General features: G+C 61.1%; 15 protein-coding genes. 11 read left to right on the top strand and 4 right to left on the bottom strand.

Going from position 1 to position 17,359, the window contains the following annotated elements:
- Window positions 1-184 precede the first annotated feature (184 nt).
- The 8 genes from CHC01_RS17250 (at window position 185) to CHC01_RS17290 (ending at window position 9,494) form a co-directional block, all read left to right on the top strand.
- Window positions 185-382, top strand: a complete 198-nt coding sequence (locus CHC01_RS17250) for a NepR family anti-sigma factor (protein WP_068735402.1) — start codon at window positions 185-187, stop codon at window positions 380-382.
- Window positions 382-930 carry a sigma-70 family RNA polymerase sigma factor gene (locus CHC01_RS17255; RefSeq protein ID WP_068735058.1) on the top strand — a complete coding sequence of 183 codons (549 nt, stop codon included), beginning with the start codon at window positions 382-384 and terminating at the stop codon, window positions 928-930. The genes CHC01_RS17250 and CHC01_RS17255 overlap by 1 nt, the downstream gene beginning before the upstream one ends.
- Before the next feature lie 211 nt (window positions 931-1,141).
- Window positions 1,142-2,365, top strand: coding sequence for an ABC transporter substrate-binding protein (locus CHC01_RS17260; RefSeq protein ID WP_089265726.1), 1,224 nt, complete (start codon window positions 1,142-1,144; stop codon window positions 2,363-2,365).
- A gap of 160 nt (window positions 2,366-2,525) precedes the next feature.
- The gene (locus tag CHC01_RS17265) at window positions 2,526-3,761 is read left to right on the top strand and encodes an ABC transporter substrate-binding protein (RefSeq protein ID WP_089265439.1); all 1,236 of its coding nucleotides are present in this window, start codon (window positions 2,526-2,528) and stop codon (window positions 3,759-3,761) included.
- A gap of 155 nt (window positions 3,762-3,916) precedes the next feature.
- Complete coding sequence (locus CHC01_RS17270; protein ID WP_089265440.1) at window positions 3,917-5,152, top strand: ABC transporter substrate-binding protein; 1,236 nt, start codon at window positions 3,917-3,919, stop codon at window positions 5,150-5,152.
- Window positions 5,153-5,326: 174 nt separating this feature from the next.
- Window positions 5,327-6,568 carry an ABC transporter substrate-binding protein gene (locus tag CHC01_RS17275; protein WP_089265441.1) on the top strand — a complete coding sequence of 414 codons (1,242 nt, stop codon included), beginning with the start codon at window positions 5,327-5,329 and terminating at the stop codon, window positions 6,566-6,568.
- 181 nt (window positions 6,569-6,749) lie between these two features.
- Entirely contained in the window at window positions 6,750-7,991 is a 1,242-nt protein-coding gene (locus tag CHC01_RS17280) for an ABC transporter substrate-binding protein (protein ID WP_089265442.1), read from the top strand.
- Window positions 7,992-8,213: 222 nt separating this feature from the next.
- On the top strand, window positions 8,214-9,494 hold the full coding sequence (locus CHC01_RS17290) for a glycerate kinase type-2 family protein (protein WP_089265444.1): 1,281 nt from the start codon (window positions 8,214-8,216) through the stop codon (window positions 9,492-9,494).
- Window positions 9,495-9,646: 152 nt separating this feature from the next.
- On the opposite strand, the gene CHC01_RS17295 is transcribed toward CHC01_RS17290, so the two are convergent.
- Window positions 9,647-10,153, bottom strand: coding sequence for a MarR family winged helix-turn-helix transcriptional regulator (locus tag CHC01_RS17295; RefSeq protein ID WP_081421958.1), 507 nt, complete (start codon window positions 10,151-10,153; stop codon window positions 9,647-9,649).
- A 185-nt stretch (window positions 10,154-10,338) separates the two neighbouring features.
- On the opposite strand from CHC01_RS17295, the gene CHC01_RS17300 reads away from it, so the two are divergent.
- Genes CHC01_RS17300 through CHC01_RS17310 form a run of 3 tightly spaced genes read left to right on the top strand, consistent with a single transcriptional unit; the run spans window position 10,339 to window position 13,888 of the window.
- Window positions 10,339-11,379 (top strand): branched-chain amino acid ABC transporter permease, encoded by a 1,041-nt coding sequence (locus tag CHC01_RS17300; protein ID WP_175368285.1) that lies wholly within the window; start codon window positions 10,339-10,341, stop codon window positions 11,377-11,379.
- Between the two features lie 5 nt (window positions 11,380-11,384).
- Entirely contained in the window at window positions 11,385-13,160 is a 1,776-nt protein-coding gene (locus tag CHC01_RS17305; protein WP_089265445.1) for a branched-chain amino acid ABC transporter ATP-binding protein/permease, read from the top strand.
- Entirely contained in the window at window positions 13,157-13,888 is a 732-nt protein-coding gene (locus tag CHC01_RS17310; protein ID WP_089265446.1) for an ABC transporter ATP-binding protein, read from the top strand. The genes CHC01_RS17305 and CHC01_RS17310 overlap by 4 nt, the downstream gene beginning before the upstream one ends.
- A 66-nt stretch (window positions 13,889-13,954) precedes the next feature.
- On the opposite strand, the gene CHC01_RS17315 is transcribed toward CHC01_RS17310, so the two are convergent.
- From CHC01_RS17315 to CHC01_RS17325, 3 genes are all read right to left on the bottom strand, one after another.
- Window positions 13,955-15,103: an ABC transporter substrate-binding protein gene (locus tag CHC01_RS17315; RefSeq protein ID WP_089265447.1), complete on the bottom strand. Its 1,149-nt coding sequence runs from the start codon at window positions 15,101-15,103 to the stop codon at window positions 13,955-13,957.
- Window positions 15,104-15,295: 192 nt separating this feature from the next.
- Complete coding sequence (locus CHC01_RS17320; RefSeq protein ID WP_089265448.1) at window positions 15,296-16,444, bottom strand: ABC transporter substrate-binding protein; 1,149 nt, start codon at window positions 16,442-16,444, stop codon at window positions 15,296-15,298.
- 129 nt (window positions 16,445-16,573) lie between these two features.
- The gene (locus CHC01_RS17325; protein WP_089265449.1) at window positions 16,574-17,335 is read right to left on the bottom strand and encodes an SDR family NAD(P)-dependent oxidoreductase; all 762 of its coding nucleotides are present in this window, start codon (window positions 17,333-17,335) and stop codon (window positions 16,574-16,576) included.
- Between the last annotated feature and the right edge of the window lie 24 nt (window positions 17,336-17,359).

Below are 17,359 nucleotides of genomic sequence, written 5' to 3' on the forward strand. Positions count from 1 at the left end.
ATTCGGATACAATCCGGCTCCCTCGTTGTGCTTGTTTACGCCCCAGCCAGACAAAAGTTCCATCGGGTCGGAACTTTCGGCCACGCTCCGCATTAGATCGCCGACAGACGCCGCAAAGGCTTCAAAAATCAAGAAAATTTCTCAAATTCCAGGGACATGTCTTCTGGGGAATGTGGAACGGGTCATGAAAGATGTGAAGCCAAAGGGCGGATTAAACGCCGAAATCCAGTCACGGATCGGGCATCAGTTGCGCGCCATGTACGACGATGTCGTGCGACAGGGCGTGCCGGACCGATTTGCGGAGCTGATCCGCAAGCTGGACGGGGCTGAAGCTCAAGCCCAGATCGCTGGCGATCCTGGCAAAAATGAAGGAGGGGAATAATGCCTCTCACAGACTCACTCCGCGACGACATTCTGGCGTCGGTGCCTAGCCTGCGCGCCTTCGCGATCTCGCTCTCCGGCAACGGCGACCGGGCCGATGACCTCGTTCAGGAAACGCTGTTGCGCGCTCTCGCCAATATCGACTCCTTCCAGGTCGGCTCGAATCTCCCTGCGTGGTTGTTCACCATTCTGCGCAACCTGTTCCGGTCGGACTATCGCAAGCGGCGACGGGAAGTTGAGGATGCGGACGGTAGCTATGCCAAGACTCTGAAGACCCAGCCGGCACAAAACGCCCATCTGGAATTTGAGGAGTTTCGCGCGGCGCTTGAGAAGCTTCCGCAGGATCAGCGCGAAGCGCTTATTCTCGTCGGCGCATCGGGCTTCTCCTATGAGGACGCGGCCACGATCTGCGGCTGCGCCGTCGGCACTATCAAGAGCCGCGTCAACCGCGCGCGTTCGAAGCTCAGCGCTCTTCTCTATGTGGATGGCGCGGAAGACTTTGGCCCGGACGATACCGTCCGCGCAGTGATCGGCGGATCGGGCGGTTAGTTCGATCCGACAATTGAGGCAAGACAAGCGGTCACTTCGGTGGCCGCTTTTTTTGTGCGAGTTGGTATGACTTCTTCCGCAATCGGGGCGAAGGAACCGCCACCATCTTTCCGCCACACAGAAAGTGCCCCTCGCGCTCACATCGCCGGGGATTTTTGTTGATGCACATGCCATTAACGCCTCGCGACTGCTGTACGAGGACCAACCCGGGATGCCTGCCTTTCGACCACGAACCATCTCGCTTGCCGCCGCACTGAGCATCGCCTGCGCCGGCCATGCCCTCGCGCAGAAGCGATACGATCCCGGCGCATCCGACACCGAGATCAAGATCGGCAACATCATGCCCTATAGCGGGCCGGCTTCGGCCTATGGCATCGCGGGCATCATCGAGGCCGCTTATTTCCGGATGATCAACGATCAGGGCGGCATCAACGGCCGCAAGATTAATTTCATCAGCTATGACGATGCCTATAATCCGTCCAAGGCCGTCGAGCAGGCCCGCAAGCTGGTGGAATCGGACGAGGTGCTCGTGGTGTTTAACCCACTAGGTACACCGTCCAATGCGGCGATCCAAAAATATCTCAACATCAAGAAAGTGCCGCAACTGTTCGTCGCCGCCGGCGCGACCTATTTCGGAAATCACAAGGCTTTCCCGTGGACCATAGCGTGGCAGCCGCCCTATGAGAGCGAGGGCCGCATCTATGCGAAATATCTGCTGAACGAAAAGCCCGACGCGAAGATCGCGATGCTCTATCAGAACGACGACCTCGGCAAGGACGTGCTGAAGGGCCTGAAAGATGGTCTCGGCGACAAAGCTGGAGGCATGCTGATCGCCGCCGAAAGCTATGAGGTCACCGAGCCGACCATCGATAGCCACATCATCAATCTGAAAGCCTCTGGCGCCGATACGTTCATCAGCGTCACGACACCGAAGTCGGCGGTCCAGAGTATCCGCAAGGTCTCCGAACTCGGCTGGAAGCCGCTCTACATCCAGGGCTATGCCAGCGCGTCGATCAGTTCCGTGCTGAAACCGGCGGGACAGGAGATTTCGCAAGGCATCCTGTCGGCCTATTACGCCAAGGACGGCTCAGATCCACAATGGGACAATGACCCCGGCATGCAGCGCTTCTACGCGTTTCTCGCCAAATACGCGCCGGACGCCCGCCGCAACGACATCTCCGTGGTCTATGGCTACGGCGCAGCTCAGACCATGGTTCAGGTGCTGAAGCAGGCAGGCGACGATCTCACCCGTGCCAATGTGATGAAGCAAGCCGCCAGCCTGAAGGACTTCGCGCCGGACACGATGCTGCCGGGCGTCAAGCTCAACACGTCCGCGACTGATTTCTACCCGATCGAACAGTTGCAGATGATGCGCTTCAAGGGCGACAAATGGGAGTTATTTGGCCCTGTGATTTCGGGCGAGATCAGCCGCTGAATTATACCGGGGGACGGCATATCCATTGCCCAATAAAGCAGCCCTTCGCGGTGTCGTCGCGAGGGGCTTTTTGTTGCCGCATACACGCGAACGGTGTTCAATCCGGCCGGAGCCGCAAAGGCCCGCAAAACAAGACGAATAAAAATCAGGGAGTTCTGAAATGCCTTCGATCCGATCGCGCGCACTGGCTTTGTCGGTTGCCGCGGCCCTCAGCTTCGCAGCCAGCGGCAGCGCGCTGGCCCAGAAGAAATACGACACCGGCGCCACTGACACCGAAATCACGATCGGCAACATTATGCCGTATAGCGGCCCTGCCTCATCCTACGGACTGATCGGCAAGACTGAAACCGCCTATTTCAAAATGATCAACGACCAGGGCGGCATCAACGGCCGCAAGATCAATTTCATCAGCTACGACGACGCCTATTCGCCGCCCAAGGCGGTCGAACAGGCCCGCAAGCTGGTCGAAAGCGACGAGGCACTGTTCATCTTCAATTCGCTCGGCACGCCGTCGAATACCGCGTTCCAGAAATACATGAATGCCAAGAAGGTGCCGCAACTCTTCGTCGCCACCGGCGCCAGCAAGTGGAACGATCCGAAGCACTTCCCGTGGACGATGGGCTGGCAGCCGAGCTACGCGGTCGAAGCACAAATCTACGCAAAATACCTGATGAAGGAGAAGCCGAACGCCAAGGTCGCAGTGATCTATCAGAACGACGATTTCGGCAAGGACTACCAGAAGGCGTTCAAGGAAGCGCTGGGTGCCAAGGCTGCCACGATGCTGGTCACGGAAGAGAGCTATGAGATTTCCGAGCCGACCATCGATTCCCACATCGTGAAGGTGAAGTCGCTCAATCCTGATGTCGTCGTCCATTTCGTGACGCCGAAATTCGCAGCCCAAGGCATCAAGAAGATCGGTGAACTTGGCTGGAAGCCACTGCAGCTCGTCACCAATGTCAGCGTCTCCGTCGGAGCAGTGATGCAGCCCGCCGGCTTCGACAACGCGCAGGGCGTCCTGTCCGCCGACTATCGCAAGGACGGCGCCGACTCCCAGTGGAAGGACGATCCGGGCATGAAGAAATGGTCGGCCTTCATCGACAAATACATGCCGGGTGCCGACCGCACCGACAACAGCCTCGTCTACGGTTATGGCGCCGCGCAGACGCTGGTGAAGGTGCTGGAGATGTGCGGCGACAACCTGTCCCGCGAGAATGTCATGAAGCAGGCCGCAAGCCTGAAGGACTTCGCGCCAGACACGCTGCTGCCGGGCATAACCATCTCCACTTCGGCCACCGACTATGCGCCGATCGCGCAGTTGCGGATGATGCGCTTCAAGGGCGACAAGTGGGAGCTGTTCGGCGACGTGATCAATGCCGACACGACTTCGCCGGACTAGTACCGCAGCACTTTGCACTGCACCACTAAAACAACGGAGCCCCTGCGATTTGGTCGCAGGGGCTTATTCTTGTGGCTCGCACTCCAGAGGTATTCAATACCGGCAGGAGTCGCAGAACTCCGAAAAAACTTGGGAAGAAACGATCACGGAGATCCATGATGCTCGCACGATCCATGCGCCTGGCAGCGCTACCCGCTGCACTGGTGTTAGCTGTCATGACGGCCAGCGGCGCGCTCGCGCAGAAGAAATACGACACCGGCGCCACCGACACCGAAATAAAGATCGGCAACATCATTCCCTATAGCGGCCCCGCATCTGCCTATGGAACGATCGGCAAGACCGAGACCGCCTATTTCAACATGATCAACGCACAGGGCGGAATCAACGGACGCAAGATCAACTTCATCAGTTACGACGACGCCTATTCGCCGCCGAAAGCTGTGGAGCAGGTGCGAAGGCTGGTCGAATCCGACGAGGTGCTGGTGGTGTTCAATCCACTCGGCACGCCGTCCAATACCGCGATCCAGAAATATCTGAACGGCAAGAAGGTACCGCAGCTTTTCGTTGCCACCGGCGCCACCAAGTGGAACGATCCGAAGAACTTCCCGTGGACGATCGGCTGGCAGCCCTCCTATCAGAGCGAAGCGCAGATCTATGCGAAGTATCTTCTGAAGGAGAAGCCGAACGCGAAAATCGGCGTGCTTTACCAGAACGACGATTTCGGCAAGGACTATCTGAAGGGCTTCAAGGACGGCCTCGGGGCCAAGGCGTCGTCGATGATCACCATCGAGGATAGCTACGAGATCGCCGAACCGACCATTGACACCCATGTGGTGAAGCTCAAAGCCGCCAATCCAGATGTGCTGCTGATTTTCACCACGCCGAAATTTGCGGCACAGACCATCAAGAAGACCGCCGAGCTTGGCTGGAAGCCGCTGCAGATTCTCGCCAATGTCAGCGTCTCCGTGGGAGCCGTGATGCAGCCCGCCGGCTTCGACAATGCGCAGGGCGTGCTGTCGGCCTCCTACACCAAGGACGGTACCGACTCGCAGTGGAAAGACGATCCCGGCATGAAGAAGTGGAACGCGTTCCTCGACAAATACATGCCGGACGCCAACAAGGCGGATTCGAGCACGGTCTATGGCTATGGTGCTGCGCAGACGCTGGTCAAGGTGCTGCAGATGTGCGGCGACGACCTGACCCGGGCGAATGTCATGAAGCAAGCCGCCAGCCTGAAGGACTTTACTCCCGACACACTGCTGCCGGGCATCACCATCAATACCTCGCCCACCGATTTCGCGCCGATCTCGCAATTGCAGATGCAGCGCTTCAAGGGCGACAAGTGGGAGCGCTTCGGCGAGATCTTCAGCGCCGACGTCGCGACGCAATAGCTCAGTTGCCGCAGCAGTCTGCTGCATCAGCGAACACGAATTATTCCGCCCCCGCGACGATGTCGCTGGGGCTTTTTCTTGCTGCAGCATGCGAGCGGGTGTTGAATGTCGTCAGGAGCCGCAGAGCTCCACGTCAAGAAACATGACACATCACAATGATCAGGGAGATCAGAAATGCCCGCAATGCACTTGCGTTTGGCCGCGTTTCCGGCCGCCTATTTGGCTGGCTTGGCTTTGCTCACCGCGTCCGCTACCGGCGCGCTCGCCCAGAAAAAATATGACACCGGCGCCTCGGATACCGAAATCAAGATCGGCAACATCATGCCCTACAGCGGACCCGCCTCCGCCTATGGCGTGATCGGAAAAACCGAGGAAGCCTACTTCAAAAAGATCAATGCTGCTGGCGGCATCAACGGCCGTAAGATCAACTTCATCAGTTATGACGATGCCTATTCGCCGCCAAAAACCGTCGAGCAGGCGCGCAAGCTGGTGGAATCGGACGAAGTTCTGCTGGTGTTCAACTCGCTCGGCACACCGCCGAACTCGGCGATCCAGAAATACATGAACAGCAAGAAGGTGCCGCAACTGTTCGTGGCCACCGGCGCCACCAAGTGGAACGACCCGAAGGACTTCCCCTGGACCATGGGCTGGCAGCCCAACTACCAGAGCGAGACGCAGATCTATGCGAAATATCTTCTGAAGGAAAAGCCCGGCGCTAAGATTGCCGTCCTTTACCAGAACGATGACTACGGCAAGGACTATCTCAAAGGTCTGAAGGACGGCCTTGGCGCAAAGGCCGCCTCGATGATCGTAGTGGAGGAGAGCTACGAGACCTCCGAGCCAACCATCGACAATCACATCGTCAAGCTGAAGTCGTTGAACGCCGACGTGTTCGTCAACATCACGACGCCGAAATTTGCGGCACAGGCTATCAAGAAGGCCGCCGAGATCGGCTGGAAACCGATGCACTTCCTCAACAACGTATCCAACTCGATCGGCAGCGTGATGAAGCCGGCCGGCTTCGAAAACTCGCAGGACATTATTTCCGCTGCGTATCTGAAGGACGTCGCGGACACCCAGTGGAATAACGACCCCGGCATGAAGGAGTTTCTCGCCTTCCTCGACAAGGATTTTCCGGAAGGCAACAAGCTCGATGGATTGATCGTCACCGGTTACGGGGTCGCACAGACGCTGGTTGAGGTTCTCAAGAAGTGCGGTGACAACCTGACCCGCGAAAACGTCATGAAGCAGGCGGCCAGCCTGAAGGACTTCCGAACGGAGGTGCTGCTGCCCGGCATCAAGATCAACACATCCGCGACCGACTTTGCGCCGATCAGCCAGCTTCAGCTGATGCGTTTCAAGGGCGATAAATGGGAGCTGTTCGGCGAGGTCATTAGCGCTGACGTGGGTGGCTGATCGCCTTCATTCCACATAACGGAAAATACTAAGGCCCGCGTCAAAAACAGCGCGGGCCTTGTTGCGTTTTTGGTCGCTTTCCATTTGAGCCATTGTGCAATCGCGGTATGACTTATCTCGCAGGCGCAAAAGAGCCTGCAGAACAAGAAAATCTCGCCTTGCAGCAAGGGAAGGAACTCAAATGTCTGCCACGTCCGCGCGGCTGTTGTCGCTCTCGGCCGCGACCATGTTGCTCGCCATTTCCTCGACCCACGTCCTCGCCCAAAAGAAATACGACACCGGCGCCAGCGACACCGAAATCAAGCTCGGCAACATCGTGCCCTATAGCGGACCGGCCTCGGCCTATGGCGCCGTCGGCAAGGCACAGGCCGGCTATTTCAAGATGATCAACGACAAGGGCGGCATCAACGGCCGCATGATCAACTACATCTCCTACGATGACGCCTATTCGCCACCGAAGGCTGTCGAGCAGACCCGCAAGCTCGTCGAGTCCGACGAAGTGCTCTTGATGTTCTCGGCGCTCGGCACGCCGTCCAATACGGCGATCCAGAAATATCTCAACGCCAAGAAGGTGCCGCAACTGTTCCTGGCCACTGGCGCCACCAAATGGGCCGATCCGAAGAACTTCCCCTGGACCATGGGCTGGCTGCCCAGCTACCAGAGCGAAGGCCGCATCTATGCCAAGTACCTCTTGAAGGAAAAGGCCGGCGCGAAGATCGGCGTGCTCTTTCAGAATGACGACTTCGGCAAGGACTACCTGAAGGGCGTCAAGGACGGGCTTGGCGAAAAAGCATCCTCCATCGTCATCGAGGAGAGCTACGAACTCACCGAGCCGACTGTGGATTCCCACATCGTCAAGATGAAGTCGCTCAATCCCGACGTTGTCATCATCTTCGCGACGCCGAAGTTTGCCGCGCAGACCATCAAGAAGATCGCCGAACTCGGCTGGAAGCCGACCATGATCGTGCCGGGCGTCAGCGTCTCGATCGGTCAGGTGCTGCGTCCCGCAGGCTTCGAGAACGCGCAGGGCCTGTTGTCCGCGCATTACTCCAAGGACGCCACCGACCCGCAGTGGAAGGACGATCCGGGCATCAAGGCCTACCGTGAGTTCTTGGCCAAGTATGTGCCGGACGGCAACCCGTCGGACAGCTCGCTGATGTCCGGCTACAATATCGCCGAGACCATGGCGATCCTACTCAAGCAGTGCGGTGACGACCTCACCCGCGCCAATGTGATGAAGCAAGCGGCCAACCTCAAGGATGTTCAGCAGTCGACGCTGCTGCCTGGCGTCAAGGTCAACACCTCGCCCACCGACTTCTCGCCCATCGAGCAGATGCAGCTGATGCGGTTCGAGGGCGAGAACTGGAAACTGTTCGGCGACGTCCTGACCGGTGAACTCGGCGAAAGCGGCAAGGGCGGTTAGCTCTTACTTCCCCTCTCCCCAGCGCAGCGAAGCTACGCGCCGCGGGAGAGGGTGCCTGAGCGAAGCGAAGGCGGGAGGGGCTCCTTGCTTCTTAAGCCCCCCTCTCCCGTCTCGAACCGCTCCGCGGTTCGATCCACCCTCTCCCACCAGTCGCGGCTGCGCCGCGTCCGGGGCGAGGGGAAGCGCTTGCCGCCTCCGCGAATGAGCGGCATAACCCCGAACATGACCGACAAACGCCCCCTGCTCCGCGCAATTTTCGATGCCGCAGTTGCTGCGGCCCATCCCGATGTCATCCTCAGCGCCCACCTACCGGCGCCGCCGAAGGGCCGCATCATCTGCCTGGCCGCCGGCAAGGGCGCCGCCGCCATGGCTGCCGCCGCGGAAAAGCACTATCTCGACACGCTGAAACTAGATCCCGCGCGCCTCACCGGCATCGCCACCACGCGCCATGGCCATGGGGTGCCGACACGGCGCATCCGCGTGGTCGAGGCCGGCCATCCCGTGCCCGATGAAGCGGGCCTCAAGGGTGCCGACGACAGCCTCAAGCTCGCGGCAGAAGCCACTGCCGACGACCTGCTGCTGGTGCTGATTTCCGGCGGCGGCTCCGCCAACTGGACCGCGCCGGTGGCCGGCATCACCTTCCAGCAGAAACAGCAACTCAACCGCGCGCTACTTCGCTCCGGTGCGGTAATCGGCGAGATCAACACCGTGCGCAAGCATCTGTCGCGTATCAAGGGCGGCCGCCTCGCCCGTGCCGGGCAGAAGGCCGAGATCATTACGCTGGCGATTTCCGACGTGCCGCATGACGATCCCGCAGTGATCGCATCGGGACCGACGGTGCCGGATACGACAACGCTGGCCGATGCCCGTGCCATCATCGCGAAATTCAATCTCGCCATCGATGACGCGGTACGGGCGGCGCTCAGCGATGAGGCCAATGAAAGCGTGAAGCCGGATGACGCGGCGTTCGCGCGCGCACGGTTCGAGCTGATCGCACGACCGCGCGAGTCACTCGATGCCGCAATCAAGGTGGCCAGTGACGCCGGCTATGAGATCGTCGATCTCGGCGCCGATCTCGAAGGCGAAGCGCGCGAGGTTGCCGCCGAGCATGCGAAGCTGGCGCTCAAGGCCAAGGCCGACGGTAAGAAGCTCGCGATCCTCTCCGGCGGCGAACTCACTGTGACCGTCACGGGCAACGGCCGCGGCGGCCCGAACCAGGAATACGCGCTGGCGCTCGCGGATGCTTTCAAGGATATCACCGGCATCGTCGCGCTCGCCGGTGACACCGACGGCGCCGATGGCGGCGCCGGCAGCGCCAGCGATCCCGCCGGCGCGGTCATCGATGCACGTACGTTCGAGGCAATGCGCACACAGAAGCTCGATGCCAAGGCAACGCTAGCGAATAACGACGCGACGACGTTCTTCACCGCGACAGGCGATCTGCTGCAGACCGGGCCGACGCTGACCAATGTGAATGATGTCAGGGTGATTTTGGTGGACTAACCACACACTGTCATTCCGGGCGCGGGCACCACTTGGCGCTCGCGAACCTCAGCCACTCAACTTGGAGTAGCGGGGAATCCAGGAGTGATGAACATGTCGAGATTCCGGGCTCGCACTCTCGGCTACGCCGAGATCGCACCCCGGAATGACAATTAGAACTCCCTAGCAATCTTCGCCATCATCCCAAGCAGCGCTTTGTGCTCGGCCGGCCCCAGCACCTCGATCAGCCGCGCTTCATGCCGCGTCGCCACCAGCTTCTTGGCACGGGCCAGCGTGGCACGCCCCTTGTCGGTGAGCATCAGCACATGGGAGCGGCGATCGCTCGGCGAGCGCATCCGCGTCAGCAAGTCGCGACTCTCCAGAGCGTCAAGCAGCGAAACGAAATTCGGACGGAGAATGCCGAGCGTATTGGCGATTTCGGTCTGGTTGCGGCCCGGGTTCTTATCCAGCAGCAGCAGCACCGAGAACTGCGCCGGCGTCAGCTGCAGCGGCGCCATGCAGCGCAGGAAGTCTTCAAACACCTTCAACTGCGCACGTTTCAGCGAATAGCCCAGCAGTTCGGACAGTTCGCCGAGCTGCAACGCACCGCCCTCCTCGTCGAATCCGACGGGCGCGACCTGCTTGGCCTGATCCTGAGACGTCATCTTTGAAACAGTCATCGCTCGCTTTCCGCGATACCCGGCGGCTTGAATGAAACACCCGGTCGACGTGCGACAGGCCTTGAGATTATGTTCAATAATCGTTATGAAGTATATCAAATAGACGGCGGGTTTCAACCGCCATTGTTGATCGTCCCGCGCCTGTGGTATCCGGCGCGCCAGACAGTGTGGGGGAGCGCGCGGCTTTGAATACGACGATTTTGCTGTTCCTTTTGCAGGACGGCATCACCAATGGCGCGATTTATGCGCTGCTCGGGCTGGCCCTGGTGCTGGTCTTTGCGGTTACACGCATCATCCTGATCCCCCAAGGCGAATTCATCACTTTTGGTGCGCTGACCTATGCCAGCCTCTCGGCCGGCCAGATGCCGGGCACCATCAAGCTCGCCGTCGCCATGGGCGTCGTGGCCTTTGCCTTCGATCTCTTCACCTTCCGCAAGGCGCTCCATGCCAGGCGCGTACTGCGCTCGATTGCTGTCAATATCGTGTTCCCGCTGGCGATCTGGGGCGTGATGTGGGCGCTGGGTGGACGGCCGGGGAATATCGCCCTCAACATCGCGCTGTCGCTGCTGATCGTCGCCGCCATCGGCCTTTATCTCTATCGCATCGCGTTCCAGCCGATCGCCCACACATCGGTTCTGGTACTGCTGATCGCCTCGGTGGGCTGCCACCTCGCGCTGCAGGGTTTTGGCCTCGTCTTCTTCGGCGCCGAAGGCCAGCGCGGCCCTGCGATCTCGTCTGACGCCATCACCATCGGCGCGCTGCGCTTCACCGGCCAGAGCATCGCCGTCTATGGCATCACCATCGCTCTGATCGTCGGGTTGTGGCTGTTCTTCGGCTACACGCTTTATGGCAAAGCGCTGCGCGCCACGGCGGTAAACCGCCTCGGTGCTCGCCTCGCCGGCATCCGCACCTCACTGTCGGGTCAGATCGCATTCCTGCTGGCCTCCGTCATCGGCGCCATTTCCGGCATCCTGATCGTGCCGATCACCACGCTCTATTACGACACCGGCTTCCTGATCGGCCTGAAGGGCTTCGTCGCCGCGATCATCGGCGGCCTCGTCAGCTATCCGCTCACCGCCGCGGCCGCGATCCTGGTCGGCTGCGTCGAGGCATTCTCGTCCTTCTATGCGAGCAACTACAAAGAAGTCATCGTCTTCACGCTGATCCTTCCGGTTCTGGTGCTGCGCTCGCTCGCCGCACCTGAAGTCGAAGAAGAGAAGGATTAAGCGCCATGCAACAGCGTCTCCTTCCCATTCTCGTTTTCGCGCTGGTGATGGCTGCGATCCCCTTCGTGCCGGGCGTGCCACCATTCTGGATCGTGCTGCTCGACAATATCGGCCTCGCCGCGCTCGTCGCCATGGGCCTCGTGCTGCTCACCGGCGTCGGCGGCCTGACCTCATTCGGCCAGGCGGCGTTCTGCGGTTTCGGCGCTTATACGACGGCCTATCTCACCACCGCCTATGGCATGTCGCCGTGGCTGACGCTGCCGATGTCGCTGATCGTCTCGGGCCTCGCCGCGGTACTGCTCGGCATCATCACCATGCGTCTGTCGGGCCACTATCTTCCGCTCGGCACCATCGCCTGGGGCATCAGCCTGTTCTATCTGTTCAGCAAGCTGGAATTCCTCGGCCGTAACGATGGCATTTCGGGCATCCCGCCACTGTCGATCGGCACGTGGAAGATGCTGGATCCCGGCTCGATCTATTTCCCGATCTGGATCGCGGTCATCATCTGCGCGCTGCTGTCCATGAACTTTCTGGACTCGCGGACCGGCCGCGCCATCCGCGCGCTGCGTCGTGGCCATATCGCAGCCGAAGCCTTCGGCGTGCAGACGGCGCGCGCGAAGCTCCTGGTCTTCATCTACGCAGCAGTACTCGCCGGCCTGTCCGGCTGGCTCTATGCGCATTTCCAGCGTGCTGCGAATCCGACGCCGTTCGGACCGCATCTCGGTATCGAATATCTGTTCATCGCGGTGGTCGGCGGCGCGGGCTATGTCTGGGGCGGTGTGCTCGGTGCGGCCGTGGTCGTGATCCTCAAGGAAGTGCTTCAAAGCTATCTGCCGCTGATCTTCGGTGGCGGCGGGGGCCAGCTCGAAACCATCGTGTTCGGCATCCTGCTCGTGGCGCTGCTGCAACTCGCGCCAACTGGCATGTGGCCGTGGCTGACCGCGTGGCTCCCTGCTGGCGACAGCCGCAAGCGCCCCGCGCCAGCCGATGCACTGCCCGCCCGCAACGACCACCGTCCGGACACCGGCGTCTTGCTGCAGGTCGACAAGGCACGCAAGCAGTTCGGCGGCGTCGTCGCCGTCAACGACGTGTCGTTCAATGTGCAGGCACGCGAGATCGTCGCTTTGATCGGCCCCAACGGCGCAGGCAAGAGTACGACCTTCAACCTCATCACCGGCGTACTGGCCGCGACCGCCGGCAAGGTCACGGTGCTCGGCAAGAGTGTGTCCGGCGCGCCGCCGCAGGAGATCGTCAAGCTCGGCATTGCCCGTACCTTTCAGCATGTGAAGCTGGTGCCCGACATGACCGTGCTGGAAAACGTCGCCCTCGGCGCGCATCTGCGCGGACGTTCGGGCGCCATCGCCAGCATGCTGAGGCTTGACCGCGCCGACGAAGCGAAGCTGCTCGCGGAAGCTGCCAAGCAGATCGAACGTGTCGGTCTCGGCGACCAGATGAACCAGCTCGCAGGATCCTTGTCGCTCGGCCAGCAGCGCATCGTCGAGATCGCCCGCGCACTCTGCGTCGATCCGCTGCTGCTGCTGCTCGACGAGCCCGCGGCCGGCTTGCGCCACATGGAGAAGCAGCAACTGGCATCGCTGCTGCGCCAGCTCCGCGACGGCGGCATGTCGGTTCTGTTGGTCGAACACGACATGGGCTTCGTCATGAATCTCGCCAATCGCATCGTGGTGCTCGATTTCGGCACCAAGATCGCCGAGGGCACGCCGGCTGACATCAAGACCAATCCCGACGTCATCAAGGCCTATCTGGGAGCGGTCGCATGAGCGCGTTGCTACAAGTCTCTGATGCGCATGTCGCCTATGGCAAGGTCGAGGCCGTGCGTGCGGTCAATCTCGAGGTTCGCGCCGACGAGATTGTCACGATCATTGGCGCCAATGGCGCCGGCAAAACCACGCTGCTCAATGCGGTGATGGGTATCCTGCCGCTGAAAGGCGGTGTGATATTCGCAGGGCAAGACGTCTCCAAGATCGACATCGAAGACCGCGTCGCTGCCGGCCTCAGCCTCGTGCCCGAGCATCGCGAATTGTTCGCCACGATGAATGTGGAAGACAACCTGCTGCTCGGCGCCTTCCGTATCGACAAGGCCACTGCCGCGCGATCTTTCGAGCACGTCTACACCCTGTTCCCGCGCCTCAAGGAACGCCGCAAGCAGCTCGCTGGCACACTCTCGGGCGGCGAACAGCAGATGCTAGCCATGGGCCGTGCTCTGATGGGCGCGCCAAAGCTCTTGATGCTCGACGAACCAAGCCTCGGCCTCGCCCCGATCATCGTCGCCGACATCTTCCGCATCGTCAGTGAGCTCAGGGCGGCCGGCGTCTCGGTGCTACTGGTGGAGCAGAACGCGCAGGCGGCACTGAAGATCGCCGACCGTGCCTATGTGATGGAGCTCGGCGAGTTCATCCTGGATGGCGCCGCCAGCGATATCGCCAGCAACCAGCGCGTGGTGGCGAGCTATCTTGGCTTTCAGCACGAAGGCGCGAGCGCAATCTGATCTCGATCATATGAAAAAGCCGGCTGTCTCGCGACAACCGGCTTTTTCGTTTCTTGAGTTCAGCGCTTACTTCGCCGGAACGTACTTCCCGTCCTTGACCGTCAGCAGGATCCGCGAACGGTCGTCGACGCCGTTGCGGTCCTTTTCGGTGTAGTTGTAGACGCCCTGGGTGGCCGCGATTTCCTTCTCGCTCATCAGCGCCTGGCGGATGGCCTCGCGGAATTCCGGGGTGCCGGGCTTAGCGGTCTTCAACGCCACGGGCACGACGCGCTTCAGCACTTCGAACACGTCATAGGCGTGACCGGCGAACTGGCTGCGGCTGTTGGCGCCGTATTTGGCTTCATAGGCTGCGTTGAGTTCAAGGCCGGGCTTCTTGGTCAGCGCCGAGTCCGGCTGGCCTTCCGGATACATCACGGGACCCGCAGCCATCAGCACGTTTTCGGCAGATTTTCCGGCGATGCGGATGAAGTCTGATGAGGCGGCGCCATGGGTCTGATAGATCAGGCCCTTGTAGCCGCGGTCACGCAGTTCGGACTGCGGCATGCCGGCACCGGTGCCGGCGGCGCCGATCAGGATGGCATCGGGATTAGCTGCAATCAGCTTCAGCGCCTGGCCGGTGATCGACGTATCCGGACGCGCGAAGCGCTCATCATCGACGATGGACATACCCATCGCTGATGTCTGCGCCTTGAGGTCGTTGAACCACAGGTCGCCATAGCTGTCCGAATAGCCGACATAGCCGATGGTCTTCACGCCGTGGACCTTCATGTGGTCGTACATGACCTTGCCGACGATCTCGACTGGCTGCGGCATGTCCACCGACCACTTCACACGCGCTGGCGTAAACGGCATCGGCGACAGGCTGAAATGCGGCACACCGGCTTCGTTGGCGACCGCCGACATGGCGACCGAGGACGGCACGATCGACGAGCCGACCATGATGTCGGCCTTGGATTCCGACACGAACCGGCGCGCGTTGGTGGTGGCGATGGACGGATCGCCGCCGTCGTCGAGCACAATCAGCTTCAACGGCACGCCGCCGATGTCCTTGGGCACGAATTCCAGCGCGTTGCGCTCGGGCACGCCCAGCGCCGCCGCAGGGCCCGTGGTGGAAATGCTGATGCCGACGGTGATGTCGGCAGTCTGGGTTTCGGCGGGGGTGGCAATCGCCAGCGAGACGGCAACAGCCGCGATCGCCAGATGAAGCTTAGACATGTCTTATCTTTCTCGTGTGGAAGCGGAGAGCGCCGAAAGCGGCAGCGATACCGGCAGACGTGGCGCTGGTTGTGGCCGCGCGAAGGCTCGCGCACAGCAAAAAGCCGACCCTCTGGCGAGGGCCGGCCTTGTTATCGAAAAATGCCAGCGAAGCAAAGGCGCTACGCGCCACTGCCCTCCGTCAGATCTGCATTACTGGGCGAGAACGTATTTGCCGTCTTTCACCGTCAGCAAGATGCGCGAACGCTCATCCAGACCATACCGATCCTTTTCCGTGAAGTTGTAGACGCCCTGGCTGGCGGCAATCTCACGCTCGGTGAGCAGCGCCTGCCGGATCGCCTCGCGGAACTCCGGAGTGCCAGGCTTGGCGGTCTTCAGCGCCGTCGGGATCACTCGCTTCAGCACCTCGAAGGCGTCATAGGAGTGGCCGGCGAACTGGCTGCGGCTGTTCGGGCCGTATTTGGCCTCATAGGCGGTGTTGAGCGTCATGCCGGGCTTCTTGGTCAGGGCCGTATCGGCCTGGCCTTCCGGATACATCACCGGGCCGGAGGCCATCAGCACGCCTTCGGCGGCCTTGCCGGCGATACGGATGAAGTCCATCGAGGCGGCGCCGTGGGTCTGGTAGATCAGGCCCTTGTAGCCCTTGTCGCGCAATTCGGTCTGCGGCAGCGCGGCGGCGGTGCCGGAGGCGCCGACCAGGATCGCGTCAGGATTGGCAGCAAGCAGTTTCAGTACCTGACCGGTGACCGACGTATCCGGACGGGCAAAACGCTCTTCCGCCGCGATGTTGATGCCCATCGGCACCGCCTGGGTCTTGAGATCGTTGAACCACAGATCGCCGTAGCTATCGGAATAGCCGATATACCCGATGGTCTTGATGCCCTTGGACTTCATGTGGTCGTACATCACCTTGCCGACGATTGGCACGGGCTGGGGCATGGCCACCGACCACTTGGCGCGTTCCGGCGTGATCGGCAGCGGCGACAGGGCGAAATGCGGGATGCCAGCTTCGTTGGCCACGTTGGACACCGCAATGCTGGTTGGCGTCACCGCCGAACCCATGATGATGTCGGCCTTGGATTCGGTCATGAAACGGCGGGCATTGGTGGTCGCGGTGGTCGGATCGCCGCCATCATCGAGCACGATGATCTTGAGCGGGACGCCGCCGATTTCCTTCGGCACGAATTCCAGCGCGTTGCGTTCGGGAATGCCCAGCGCGGCCGCGGGGCCCGTGGTCGACGTGGTGATGCCGATAGTGATGTCGGACGTCTGCGCAAAAGCCGGTGCGGCGAGTGCCAGCGATGCGGCAACGGCCGCGATCGCCAAGTGATGCTTGGTCATGGGTCTCTCCCTCCAGGTTATTTTTTATGTTCTCAGCTAAATCAAAGTTCGGCTGGTTGATCAGCCCCTTCTTTAGGTCAGTGCGCCCGTACCGGTAAAGGGCTGGCGCACTGATGCTTTGCCGCAGGCTTAACGTGGCGCCATGCGCAGCGAGGCGTCGAGCCGGACCACCTCGCCGTTGAGATACGGATTGTCGATCATGTGCAGTGCGAGAGACGCGAATTCGTCGGCATGGCCGAGCCGGCGTGGGAACGGGATCGCTGCGGCGAGACTGTCCTGCGCCTCCTGCGGCAGGCCCGCCAAAAGCGGCGTCATGAACAGGCCCGGCGCGATGGTCAGCACGCGGATGCCGAACTGGGCCATTTCGCGGGCAATGGGCAGTGTCATGCCGACGATGCCACCTTTGGAGGCCGAATAGGCAGACTGGCCGATCTGGCCGTCATAGGCCGCCACCGAGGCCGTCGAGATCACAACGCCGCGCTCGCCGGTCTCCAGCGGCTCCAGCTTGGACATCGGGTCCGTTGCCAGGCGGATCATGTTGAACGAGCCAATCAGGTTGACGCGAATGACCTTGTCGAAGTCGCCGAGCGCCATCGGACCATCGCGGCCGATCACGCGCTTGGCGACGCCGATGCCAGCGCAGTTCACCAGCACACGCGCCGGGCCGTGCGCATTGGCGGCGGCGGCGACCGCGGCTTCAGCGGAGGCGGCGTCGGACACGTCGCAGGAAATGGCAACACCGCCGATTTCCTTGGCGACGGCTTCGGCGAGGGCGATGTTGAGATCGAGCAGCGCGACTTTCGCGCCCTGCGCGGCGAGCCTGCGGGCGGTCGCAGCGCCGAGACCAGAAGCGCCACCCGTGACGATAGCGGCCTGGTTCTTCAATTGCATGATGTCCTCCCCTGTTCGATTTCT

The organism is Tardiphaga sp. OK246, assembly GCF_900188215.1.
Classification (GTDB): Bacteria; Pseudomonadota; Alphaproteobacteria; order Rhizobiales; family Xanthobacteraceae; genus Tardiphaga; species Tardiphaga robiniae.